The organism is Sphingobacterium sp. JUb20, assembly GCF_004342035.1.
GTDB lineage: Bacteria > Bacteroidota > Bacteroidia > Sphingobacteriales > Sphingobacteriaceae > Sphingobacterium > Sphingobacterium anhuiense.
Window position 1 is genome coordinate 13,074 of sequence record NZ_SLYV01000019.1, and the last position, 12,402, is coordinate 25,475.

9 protein-coding genes are annotated in these 12,402 nt (G+C 38.4%); all 9 read right to left on the bottom strand.

Features of this window, described 5'->3' with window-relative positions; genetic code table 11:
* Nucleotides 1–10 precede the first annotated feature (10 nt).
* Nucleotides 11–1,924: a fumarate reductase/succinate dehydrogenase flavoprotein subunit gene (locus tag EDF66_RS23770; protein ID WP_132845565.1), complete on the bottom strand. Its 1,914-nt coding sequence runs from the start codon at nucleotides 1,922–1,924 to the stop codon at nucleotides 11–13.
* Nucleotides 1,925–1,947: 23 nt separating this feature from the next.
* On the bottom strand, nucleotides 1,948–2,601 hold the full coding sequence (locus tag EDF66_RS23775) for a succinate dehydrogenase cytochrome b subunit (RefSeq protein WP_132845567.1): 654 nt from the start codon (nucleotides 2,599–2,601) through the stop codon (nucleotides 1,948–1,950).
* A gap of 10 nt (nucleotides 2,602–2,611) precedes the next feature.
* The gene (locus tag EDF66_RS23780; RefSeq protein ID WP_132771106.1) at nucleotides 2,612–4,042 is read right to left on the bottom strand and encodes an anion permease; all 1,431 of its coding nucleotides are present in this window, start codon (nucleotides 4,040–4,042) and stop codon (nucleotides 2,612–2,614) included.
* A 15-nt stretch (nucleotides 4,043–4,057) separates the two neighbouring features.
* A complete protein-coding gene (locus tag EDF66_RS23785; protein ID WP_132845568.1) occupies nucleotides 4,058–5,209 on the bottom strand; it encodes a porin in 1,152 nt (383 codons plus the stop codon).
* 403 nt (nucleotides 5,210–5,612) lie between these two features.
* The gene (locus EDF66_RS23790; RefSeq protein ID WP_132845569.1) at nucleotides 5,613–6,179 is read right to left on the bottom strand and encodes a TlpA family protein disulfide reductase; all 567 of its coding nucleotides are present in this window, start codon (nucleotides 6,177–6,179) and stop codon (nucleotides 5,613–5,615) included.
* Nucleotides 6,180–6,187: 8 nt separating this feature from the next.
* On the bottom strand, nucleotides 6,188–7,291 hold the full coding sequence (locus EDF66_RS23795; protein ID WP_132845570.1) for an efflux RND transporter periplasmic adaptor subunit: 1,104 nt from the start codon (nucleotides 7,289–7,291) through the stop codon (nucleotides 6,188–6,190).
* Between the two features lie 11 nt (nucleotides 7,292–7,302).
* Nucleotides 7,303–10,479 carry an efflux RND transporter permease subunit gene (locus tag EDF66_RS23800; protein WP_132845572.1) on the bottom strand — a complete coding sequence of 1,059 codons (3,177 nt, stop codon included), beginning with the start codon at nucleotides 10,477–10,479 and terminating at the stop codon, nucleotides 7,303–7,305.
* A 9-nt stretch (nucleotides 10,480–10,488) separates the two neighbouring features.
* The gene (locus tag EDF66_RS23805; protein WP_132845574.1) at nucleotides 10,489–11,877 is read right to left on the bottom strand and encodes a TolC family protein; all 1,389 of its coding nucleotides are present in this window, start codon (nucleotides 11,875–11,877) and stop codon (nucleotides 10,489–10,491) included.
* A 119-nt stretch (nucleotides 11,878–11,996) separates the two neighbouring features.
* Entirely contained in the window at nucleotides 11,997–12,398 is a 402-nt protein-coding gene (locus tag EDF66_RS23810; RefSeq protein WP_132845575.1) for a hypothetical protein, read from the bottom strand.
* Nucleotides 12,399–12,402 lie beyond the last annotated feature (4 nt).

Sequence of the window (12,402 nt, forward strand, 5' to 3'; positions counted from 1 at the left end):
TGAATTTTAATTATTTATAACTACGTACAATTGGTTGAATGACTTCAAAAGATAGTGGTTCTTTATGAAGAATCGGAACAGATGCGTTGTTCCATTCCCATGCCGAAATGAATTGATATTCCGCATCATTTCTTTTTGCTTCGCCTTCAGGTGTCTGATATTCTTCACGGAAATGTGCACCACAAGATTCATTTCTAGTCAGGGCGTCATAGCACATTAATTCTCCGATTTCGAGGTAATCAGCGACTCTTCCTGCTTTCTCTATTTCTGTATTCATTGTTTCTTCATTGCCAGGAATATGAACATTTCTATGAAATTCTTCCCGTAATTTCTGAATCTCTGAGATCGCGAATTTTAATCCGGCTTCATTTCGGGCAAGGCCACAGTAATCATATAGTATTTTACCAAGAGTTTTATGATAATAATCCACAGTTTTGTTTCCTTTACTTTTGCTGAATTGTTGCAATTGTGTTCTGATTTCTTGCTCAGCCTTTTCAAATTCCATATGATCTGTTGATATTTTTCCCGTGTGGATATCACCTGAGAGGTAATTTGCTATGGTATAAGGAGCAATAAAATAGCCATCCACAGAGGCTTGAAGGAGAGAATTTGCTCCTAATCGATTAGCTCCGTGGTCTGCAAAATTAGCTTCTCCTAAAGCAAATAACCCAGGAATTGTCGTCATTAATTCATAATCTACCCAAAGTCCTCCCATTGAAAAGTGGGCCGATGGAGAAATCATCATTGGTACTTGATAAGCATTATAACCGGTAATTTTTTCATACATGTCGAATAAATTACCGTACTTTTCTTTTATTTTGTCTATTCCTTGTTCTTTAATGGCTTTAGAAAAATCCAGATAAACGGCATTTTTTAAGGGACCGATTCCAAATCCGGCATCAATTCTTTCTTTTGCAGCGCGTGAAGAAATATCTCTAGGGGCTAGATTTCCAAATGCGGGGTATCTTCTTTCCAGATAGTAATCTCTTTCTTGTTCGGGAATGTCATTAGCAGAGCGTTGTTCATTTTCTTTAAGTGGTACCCATATGCGTCCATCATTTCTTAAAGACTCGGACATGAGTGTTAATTTAGATTGATAATCTCCAGACTGCGGTAATGATGTCGGATGAATCTGAATCCAGCTTGGGCTAGCCATTAATGCACCTTTTTTATGCGCCCTCCATATCGCAGAACCATTGCAACCCATCGCTAAAGTGGAAAGATAATAGATTTTCCCATAGCCTCCAGTAGCCAGTACAACAGCATGTGCGGCATGGCGTTCAATCTCGCCAGTATCGAGATTTCTGATAATTACACCACGCGCTTTTCCTTCTATAATCACTAGATCTAACATTTCATGACGGGCATGTAATTTGACTGTTTTTTTTCCGACTTGACGCATAAGTGCTTGATAAGATCCAAGTAGCAATTGCTGTCCGGTCTGTCCTCTTGAATAAAATGTCCGGCTTACTTGAACACCACCGAAAGAACGATTGTTGAGATAGCCTCCATATTCTCGACCAAACGGGACACCTTGAGCAACGGCTTGATCGATGAGATTGAGGGAACATTCAGCCATTCTGTATACATTAGCCTCTCGCGCACGAAAATCCCCACCTTTTAAAGTATCAACAAACATCCGGTAGATGCTATCGCCATCATTCTTATAATTTTTTGCGGCATTGACACCGCCCTGCGCCGCGACAGAATGGGCGCGTCTTGGACTGTCTTGAAAACAAAATGATTTTACATTATAACCCATTTCACCCAATGATGCAGCAAGAGAGCTTCCCGCTAGCCCAGTCCCTATTACGATGACATCTAGTTTTTTACGATTTGCCGGATTGACTAATTTTGCAGTTTTTTTATAGTTTTCCCATTTTTTCTCTAAAGAACCTTCGGGGATTTTTGCATCTAAATTCATATTCTTAACATATAAAGGTTTAGCTATTGTGTAAAGTAAATGTAGATGGGCATCATCGCAAACCCTACACTAATAATAATGGAGTAGGCTATGCCACAGGTTTTGATCCACTTTACATATTTTGGATGAAAGAGACCTAAAGTACGAATGGCACTATGTACACCATGAATGAGGTGGTAGCATAATGCAACCATAGATAAGACGTAAATGAGCACATACCACCATTCTTTAAATGTGGTTACTACCAAAATATAAAGATCTTTATTACCATTGCTATCTATTGGTGGACTCCCGAATTTATAGACGTACCAAAAATTTTGAAAATGAATGACTAGAAATATTAAAATAATGGTACCTAGAATACCCATGTTACGACTATACCATTTACTCGCCCTTTGTCTTTGATCACGTTGATACTGTTTTCCGGATTTTCTATTTTTAAGGGTAATGACCAAAGCATCTAGGGCATGTATCAGAATGCTTGCATAAAGTACATATGAAACTATTTTTATTAAAATATTACCAGATAGAAATTGAGAATAGGCATTGAACTGTGTATGGGCCTGTTCGGAAGGTAAAAACAGTTGCAAATTTCCTAAAAAGTGAATGATAAGGAAAAAACATAGGAATAAACCTGTCAAACACATTACTAATTTTCGAGATAGGGTTGATAACATAAGCAAAGAATTAATAATAACCGATTATTTTCATCCACAGACCACCAACTGCCATGTAGATCACGAGTAACAGCACTCCAATTTCAAAACCCTTTACCCACCATGACTTGAGATCGACATAGCCACTACCGAAATAAACAGGAGCAGGACCATGTCCATAATGTGTAAGGACACCATATATAGATCCTACGAAACCAAGCATCATGGCCAATAGCATACCTGGTATACCTAAGGAAACTCCTACTCCGAGCATAGCGGCGTACATTGCCGCGACATGTGCAGTAGCACTGGCAAAAATATAATGGCTGTAGAAATAGACTAAAATGATGACAGGAAAGGCAACAATCCAATTTAATCCGCCGATCTCCGTTTTGATTAAATCACTGAACCAGCCAATAAAACCAAGTTCATTTAAAGAGCTGGCCATCATGACAAGTACTGCAAACCACACAATGGTGTCCCATGCTCCTTTCTCTGATTTTACATCTTCCCAAGTCAGGACAGATGTGAGCAATAAGAGTGTCAGTCCAATAAATGCTGTAGTTGTGGCATCTATGGATAGTGATCCTCCGAAAATCCATAATCCCAACAATATAAAAAAAGCAAGTAACATCAGCCATTCATTTGTTTTTATAGCACCCATTTCTTTTAATTTTTCAGTAGCCATTTTAGGTGCATCAGCAGTTTTTTTTAGTTCTGGTGGGTATAATTTGTATAAAACTAACGGAACAATAAAAAATGCAACAATTCCGGGTACAAATCCAGCCGCAGCCCATGACATCCAAGTGATATTTATTCCCAAATCTGCAGCGAATTTCTGACACATGGGATTACTCGCTGTTCCGGTAAGAAACATTGATGAGGCAATGAGGTTCATGTAATAACTATTAAGCGTTAGATATGAACCGATTTTTTTATGAGTGCTCGGATCTTCTGGCAGAGATCCAAAACTAATAGCCATTGATTTCATAATAGGGTAGATGATACCTCCACCACGGGCAGTATTACTAGGAATAGCAGGAGCAAGACAAACGTCTGCAAGCCCCAATCCATAAGCTAATCCCAAAGAACTTTTTCCGAATATTTTGATAAATATAAATGCTATTCTGTTTCCTAAGCCGGTTTTAATAAACCCTCTTGCTATAAAAAATGAGATTCCTATAAGCCAGATTACTTTATCACCAAAACCACTTAATGATTTGGTAATGGATAGAGAGGCATTACCAGGTGCTAGAACCTGTGTAAAAGCGGTGAACCCAATGGCCAACATACACATGGTACCCATAGGAGCAGCTTTTAGTATGATACCCAGGATAGTTGCCGCAAATATAGCAAATAGGTGCCAAGCCTCGGGTGACACACCCTTTGGTATAGGTATAAACCAAATAATCAATGCGAAAGCAAAGGTTATACCCATCTTTTTAATGTCCACTTCTTTCATATTTTCTGTTTAAGGTTATAATCGACTTTGTACTTGTAAAATGAACAAATTACCATTGTATTTGTTTGTACTTTCAATTTGATGTTTATAATAATCCATCTGCATACCCATTTGTATTCTAGCCCCGTAGTTTTTGAGAAATTCCAAGCTTACCATAGGAACTAAAGACTGTCTGGGATTAGATTTTTGTCTGAAATCAGTATCTAAGTATTCATATCTACAAGAAAACTCAATAGCTTTCAGGTTTTTATAATCAATTTCATAACGCATATTCGGTAAGAAGTAAGCTCCTCGCATTTGGTATTGATAAATATCTTGAAGTCGCTCTGTTTCTTCGAGACTGAAGTATAGGTTGTGATTAATCGCCTGCTTAGCTTCGATCTGAAAATCTATATTCCATTTATGTGCAAGCTGAAATTTAGACGATACATCAAATGCTAAAGCATGTACATTTCTTTTAAACACGGTACCCGTACCACCGTTTAAACCAATACTGAAATCATATTTTTTTGCCAGATCAAATACGATCCTTGTTAAAAATTGTTTTCCATTATCTTTATCCGAAACCTGATTTTTTCCATTTCCATTCACAACAGAAACGGCATAACGCATTGGTATGGTTCCTAACGGTAATGTACCGCCTACGGAAGCCCCAATTTGAAAACTTGTCCAACCATTTTTTCCAAATTCGGTATATTGGTTAGACCATTCCAATGATTTGATGATATCCACGGGATAAGTTTCTTCTAATCCAAACCAAGGTCTGAACTGCCCAACAGTAATGGCAACTTTGGGATTAAAACTGTACCGTAGATAAGCGTTCTCTAAAACTCGGGTCTTGGGATCATTTTTAAAATCAGCAAAATTTGCTAAAGCAACAACTTCTACTCTTCTGCTAATTTGTCCTTTGAGTTGCGCGCGCATGTATTTAAGCGAAAAGGAATTATTTGTGCCCTTATCATCTGTATGGTGAAGGCCTTCTACATCAACATTTTTTTTAAGACTTGTTGTAAACCTTCCTTGAAAAAGCCCCTTGAACTGAAATTTGGGGTAACTTTCTAAAATTTCTCCTTGCGTACTATCGGGCACTTGGGCGCGAGCCGATATACTGTATAAAAGTAAAAATCCAATTAAAGTGCATGTTGCAAAAGGTAAGTTTTTTTTCATATAAAATAGTTAATGTAAAAGAACAGGGAATTATGAGCTATAAATTTTAATCTATATCGCGTATTTTATAGTCTATTTGGTTACTAATGAGCACAACTTGCTTTGCTCATATATAAAAATAAGGAGATAAATCTATATAATGAAGGAAAAAATATAATAATTCAATATTTTTTTAAGTTCAAAGATTATTTCATGCTGTTTTGTAAAAAAGTCTAGCAAAAGTGCTTTCTTATTGTTTAATATAGAAGTAACATTTCTTTGCTATGCTTGAGCATTGGATTCTTTTGATTGCTCACTTCGGGAGAAGTAAATTAATGAGTATAAAAAAAGCCTTCATCGTGGACAGATGAAGGCTTTTGGTCTCACTGTATTAATAATGAGCTACATTTTTTACAATAAGGTATTAATTGCTTTGAATAAGCTCATTCAAAGATTTTGCTATTTCAGGATCTGCGTAATCACGCCCACCTTCCATACGATCTACCATCTCTCCCTTTTTGTTAATGATTACCGTAGTTGGTATTGCATTTCCTAAGAAATCTTGCGGAATATCGCCATTTGGAATATACACTTGTAAATCATATTTATTTTCGGTCATAAATGCTTTTGATTTTTCCATCGTGCCATCTACATCTACCATTAAAAATACGATGTCATCATTACCCTTGAAGGATTGTTTTAAAGTGTTGATAGAAGGCATTTCATGAATACAGGGAGGGCACCACGTCGCCCAAAAGTTAATGAATACCACTTTACCTTTTAGTGAGCTTAGGGTGATATCTTTTCCATTTTCATCTTTAAAGCTAACCTCGTTTGCTTGGATAGCTGTAGTAGCCGCTGTACTATCCTCTGCTGTTTCGTCCGACTTTGAATTTTGCGTGTCTTTAGTTTTTGAATTGCAGGATATAGCTGTAATGCTGCATGCAATCAAGAGCATGCCGATCATTTTCCTATTGAATTGGATTTTCATATTTATTTCTATTTGTTTATTTTTCCTTCTTTAATTTCTTCTGATGGCTTTAATATGATCTGACTTTCTGTCGAAATTTGGCCAAATACTTCCGTTAACGTATCCAAATGTACGCCTTCCTTGATAGGAATGCGTTTAATTTCTTGATCGTCTAATATAAGTATAAAAGTGCCAGCCTGCGTCGTTAGAACACTTTTTTTAGGTACCCAACTAGATGGGGTCTTACGTTTTAGTTTTAATTTAACTTGTGCATAGTCGCCTCCTTGTAATTCGCGTGATGGATTGTCGACATCAAATTCTAGTGTAAGTGACCGATCTTGCTGATTCAGTAATCCTGAAGTACGGGATAATGTTGTCTCAAATGTTTTTCCAGGCTGTGAACTTACGGTGAAATTTGCTTGAACACCTTGCTGAACAGAAGCCGCATGTTTTTCTGGAAGTGATAAAGTTAAGCGTAATTTATTACCTTGTGCCATCATGAACAGCGATTGGTTGGATGAAGTTCCTGCCAATGCTCCTACGGAAACATTTCGCTCTGTGATCACGCCATCAAAAGGGGCAGTGATACGCAGATATTGCTGTAATTGTGATGTATGAGTCGTACCAGCTTTAGAAGCTTCGTAAGCTGCACGTGCACTTTCAACAGAACTCTTTGCTCTGTCTAATTCAATTGCCGCTACAGCACCGGCTGTCGCTGATGCATCTTTCAAACGATCGTATGCTTGTTGTGCAAAGAGGTAATCGTTATATATCTTTTGCTCAGTAGCTTTGTCAGAAAGATATCGTTGATCCATTTCTGGGGCCTCCAGTATTGCCAATAGCTGTCCTTTACGTACATGATCACCACGGTCTACATATAACTGTTTTACAAATCCTGATACTTTTGCAAAAACAGCCACCTGTTCATAAGGTTTCAGTTCTGCTGGAACTGAAATCTCATATTCCGGATTTATGAACTGCACCGCCACAGTACTATAATTTATTTGTTTGTCCGCTTTTTTATTCTCTTTTTTAGTTTTTTGTTCTTGCTGACCGCATGACATACATGTAAGGAGGAGCAAAGCAAAGCCCGTTAAACTTGATATTTTATATTTAGAGATTGTCGTATTCATGATGTGATATTTTATAGGGATGATGTTTTATTATTAGAATAATACTGACTTGTCTCATCATCAGGATCTAGAGATGGGCTACTAACTGATGTTCTGGACATGAGCGAAGAAAAGAAATGCGGTAGAAGCAGTAAAATAACAATTGTAGATGCAATAAGACCGCCAATAACAGCTCTACCGAGAGGTGCTACTTGTTCGGCGCCATCTCCAATACCTATTGCCATAGGCAACATGCCGGCAAGCATGGCCGCGGCAGTCATTAATATCGGACGTAATCTTGACGAAGCAGCTAATCTTGCCGCGTTTGTAGGCTTTAAGGCCATATTTCTTCTGTAATACTCAGCTTGATTAATGAGCAATACGGCATTGGATACCGATACACCAATGGACATGATAATACCCATATATGATTGTAAATTTAGAGTACTGTTCGTAAGAAATAATACAATTAAGCTCCCCGTAATTACAGCAGGAATGACTGATAGGATAATTAAAGGAACTTTAAAAGACTGGTAGTACGCAGATAACATCAAGAAAATAGCCATAATAGCTACAGCTAATCCTGTCAAAAGATTGCCTAATGTATCGTCAAGAAGTTGCATTGTACCTTCAGTCCATATACTAACACCACGTGGAGGTTCGCCCGCATCTTTTATAGCTTTTTTTACGGCTGTAGAAGCTGTTCCCAAGTCTTGATTGTAGACATTTGCTATGATCGTGACATATCGGTTAGGACCTTTGCGGTTTACTTGTGCCGGAGCGGTTACTCGGCGAACAGTGGCAATATCTTCAAGTACCGGACGGAGGTTTCCTTTCTTTAAAGGAAGTGATTTAAGCCTTTCTTCTGATGACATGATATGCTCGGGGATCTGAACCTGAACTTGAAAAACAAGCCCCGATTTCGGATCTACCCAAAGATTTTTATCTGTAAAACGGGTAGAAGAGGTGGCGGTCACTAAGCTCTTCGTGATTTCCTGCATGGTCAATCCAAACTGTCCGGCCAAGTCACGGTTAACTTCAATTTCAAGAGTAGGGTAGGCGATTGGTTCAGCAATTCGTACATCTCTTAAATAAGGTATTTCTTTCAAATTCGATTCAATTTTCGAAGCATGTGTATTTGCTGCTTTAAGCTGTCCGGCACCAACTTTAATTTCAATGGGCGTCATAGCTCCCTGTCCCATTATTTTTTCTGTCAGTTCCATCGGTTCAAAATTGAACTTTATCTGTGGATGATTCTGAGTTATTGAAGTTCTTATTTTTTCTTTCAGGTCCTCCATAGATCCAGCATACAAATTTTGATCTACGGATACTTGCAGTACCGCTTCATGTGAAGAACTTGTGAACAGAAAAATAGGATTGATCGGGGATGTTGCAGGTTGCATGCCCACGAAAGCAGAAGTTATCGCTATGCCATCTTCAGGAAGCTGTGTTTTGATAGCATCAGTAATGGAGTTGATGATCTGTTCTGTTTTTTCGATTCTGCTTCCTTGAGGGGCTTGTATACGTAATTGGAAGTCACCGCTATTTGATACAGGCATGACATCGGTTCCGACGAAATTTAATAATAAACCGATTGTTCCCCCAGAAAGTACAATATAGAGTAAAAAAAGACCAAGTGATTTTGCGGACCACTTGCGCATTCTGTAAGAATAATTTACTCTGAATTTCTCAAAAAAAGCTTTTTTTCTATTCGTTTTACTTACAATTTCCTGTTTATTTTTCATTAACCAATTCGCCAAAATAGGTACGAATGTTTGAGAGGCAATAAAGGATGCTATCATTGCAAATGCTACTGCCATTGATAAAGGAATAAACATGTCCTTAGGAATACCGGTCATAATGAAAGCAGGAGTTAACACTGCTAAAATGCAAAGTAGAATTAAAAGCTTTGGAACAGATATTTCAAGCAACGCATCTAAAATAGCGCGCTGTTTTCCTTTTTTCATTTCCATATGTTGATGGATGTTTTCGATCGTCACTGTAGCTTCATCGACAAGAATGCCTATCGATAGAGCTAAGCCGCTTAGTGTCATGATGTTGATGGTTTGTCCAAATAGGTAAAGAACCATAACAGCCGAGAGTATAGCGATCGGTATTGTCAGTACTACGATAAAAGCCCCCCGCGTATCTCCTAGAAATAAGAAAATCATCAATCCCGTAAATACAGCACCGAGTATGCCTTCATGTATCAGATTAGAAAGTGAGCGCTCAATGTATTTGGATTGATCAAATTCGTAACGAACATCCACATCTTCCGGAAGTTGATTCTTTAATTTATCCATGGAGGACTTTAAATTATTTACAGCATCTAGTGTAGAAGCATCTGCTTTTTTGATGATAGGCAGGTATACGGAGCGTTTCCCGTTGACCAATGCATATCCCACTGTTTGATCTGCGCCATCTGACACAGAAGCGACATCTCTGACATAGATGGTACGGTTGTCAGTGGTCTTGATCGGTGTATTTAAAAACTCCTCCGGATTTTTAGCGATTGAGTTAATTGGAGCCATTAAATTTTCATCACCTATACGGATATTTCCGGCAGGAGAAGGAATACTGCTTTTGGTGATGGCAATTGTAATGTCTTCGGCACTTAGTCCGCTGGCCTGCATCGCTTCGGGATCAATATCGACGACAATTGAACGCGCATTACCTCCAAAAGGTGCGGGTGCGGTGATCCCGGGGATTTCGACAAACATCGGTCTGATTTTGGTTAACACAAGTGTCTGTATTTCATTGATCGAGAGTTTGTCACTTTCAAAGACCAACTGACCTACCGGTAATGAACTTCCATCAAAACGGACTACCATCGGCGGTACTGCACCAGCAGGTAGAAAGCCCATCGCTCTTGAAACTGAAGTAGATACTTCTCCGGCAACTTGTGCCATGTTGGTACCTGGATAAAAGGTAAGCTTCATCAGGCTAAGCCCCTGAACACTTTTAAAGTCTATATTTTTAACACCGCTGACAAATAGGAGCACCTTCTGAAATTCATTTGCCATAAATCCGTCCATATAGGCCGGGGATAATCCGCCATAAGGCATAGCGATATACATAGCCGGTAATTCAACTTCAGGAAAGATGTCTACATTGATTTTTTTTATTGTGCTATAAGAAAAAAAGGCAATCGTAATGACCGCTACCATGATAGCAATGGGTTTCCTGAGTGCAAATCTTATTAGATTCATATCTATATATTAAAGGTTATTAAACAGATAATCGAAATTGGCCGTTAGCTCTGACTCATATGCCAGTAACATCCAATACGAACGGGAGGCTTCGATATGATTATTCTCGGCCTGTTCAAGTAAAATGCGGATCTGTAATAATTCACTAAGCGTGATCAGTCCACTTTTATAACGGGCTAGGTACATACCATAAGCATCTTGTGCCTGTTTAACGGCGATTTGAGATTTCTGTAACTGCTTATATTGCCAGTGGCTTTTTGTTTGAGATGCTGATAGATCTGCTTCCATCGCATCCTGATATTGCGTTTGCAATAATTTAGCGCTGTTGGCCTCTTCATTTAATCCTTTAGCTTTTAATCGGTTTGTATATAAACTTGTTATATTCCATGTTATGCCTATACCGACAAGCATATTATTCGTGTTATTTCTAAAACCGTCTTGCCATGCACTTGAACTTTTACCATTGGAGTTAACACCTGTTCCTCGGTAAGCATAGCCACCTAGTAGCTTTAATGATGGCATCGCTGCTCTCTTTTGGGCTTCTCCGCTTTGCGTATAGTATTGCACCTGTTTGCCTAATGCAGCTAATATTGGATGACTGTCATTGATGCCCTGACTAGCATTTACATCCTGACTTTCCATGGGAGCTGAAAAATGCCGAATGGATGAACTGTACATAACAGTATCTTGACCATATAGTTCTTGGAGTTTGATATAGGAAGCATACTTATTACCGTTCCATTTATCATGCTCACCCATTGCCTGCACATAAGAAGAAGTAGCCAAAAGACTATCTGCCGCAGGTTTAAGACCCGAAGCCGCTAAACCTGAACTGATCTTGCGGATATCATCTAAGCGTTCCGTATTTTTTTTAGACCATTCTAATTTTGCATGATTATAAAGCAATGTGATGTAGCGTTCAGAAAGTACTTTTTTGAGATTTAGGATGTAAGCTTCCTGTTCACTCACTTTTTTCTGAACTAGCGTTTCTGCCACTTCATTTTCTTTTTTAAGTCTACCAAAGGTGAATAATTCCCATTCAACAGTAGCCGATGCAAAGCTATTTGCCGCTAAGTTGCTTCCTTCTAATGCTCCAGGATTTCCGCTTACATTAAAAAAACCGGGCTGCGGAAAGAAAGCTCCGGCACTTCCTTCATAAGTGCCATAGGTGTTTTGAAATTGTGTTTTTACTTGTGGAAGATGTGCACTTTTTACAGCTTTGGCATTTAGCTCGGCCGCATTTATAGCACTTTTTTTAACACCTATTCCAGGGTAGTTTTCTTCCACCTGAGACCATAAACTGCCCAGTGTGTTTTCTTTTTTTTGCTGTCCGTATAAGGGTAGCACGGATGCAAGGGCAAGCCACATACATATAGCTGCCACTATGTCTTTTATCATAATGATATTATGTTTTTGAAAAGCCGTTGAAATAACAACAAGCTGTCTAGAATAAAATAGAAGTTTTAGCCTATTGAAAAGTAATGATCAATAGGATTATAGGAAGGTAAAAAGAAGTACTAAATTTGGAGATTGCGATCTCTTATAAAAATAGGAATGGAGCCTGATAGTTTCAGATTACCATAATTGGGGTGTACTTGTTGACTGCGGATAACAATGTTAAGCAGCAACATAAACGCAAGGGTGAATAATACAAGTGGAGCAAAATCACCAACATGAAAAGAAACAGCTTGTGATATCTGTGTATCTGTGCTTTCACTATTGATACATTTTTCAGCTCCGTTGCTGGAAAATAGATTTCCATTTTTTATCGGAGCTTTTGTTGTATTACTTGTAATATCTGCCCAGCTTTTGATGCTACTTTTTATTGCACAGGAAGTCAACAGTACACAAAAAACCGTTGCAACGACAAATAAGATGCGTTGCGATTTTCTTGTGATATGTAGTCTAAAGCGGTTCATATTG

Coding starts and splice junctions, on each gene's coding strand:
- EDF66_RS23770 (WP_132845565.1), bottom strand. CDS start 1,924: ATGAATTTAGATGCAAAAATCCCCGAAGGTTCTTTAGAGAAAAAATGG.
- EDF66_RS23780 (WP_132771106.1), bottom strand. CDS start 4,042: ATGAAAGAAGTGGACATTAAAAAGATGGGTATAACCTTTGCTTTCGCA.
- EDF66_RS23785 (WP_132845568.1), bottom strand. CDS start 5,209: ATGAAAAAAAACTTACCTTTTGCAACATGCACTTTAATTGGATTTTTA.
- EDF66_RS23790 (WP_132845569.1), bottom strand. CDS start 6,179: ATGAAAATCCAATTCAATAGGAAAATGATCGGCATGCTCTTGATTGCA.
- EDF66_RS23800 (WP_132845572.1), bottom strand. CDS start 10,479: ATGAATCTAATAAGATTTGCACTCAGGAAACCCATTGCTATCATGGTA.
- EDF66_RS23810 (WP_132845575.1), bottom strand. CDS start 12,398: ATGAACCGCTTTAGACTACATATCACAAGAAAATCGCAACGCATCTTA.
- EDF66_RS23775 (WP_132845567.1), bottom strand. CDS start 2,601: ATGTTATCAACCCTATCTCGAAAATTAGTAATGTGTTTGACAGGTTTA.
- EDF66_RS23795 (WP_132845570.1), bottom strand. CDS start 7,291: ATGAATACGACAATCTCTAAATATAAAATATCAAGTTTAACGGGCTTT.
- EDF66_RS23805 (WP_132845574.1), bottom strand. CDS start 11,877: ATGATAAAAGACATAGTGGCAGCTATATGTATGTGGCTTGCCCTTGCA.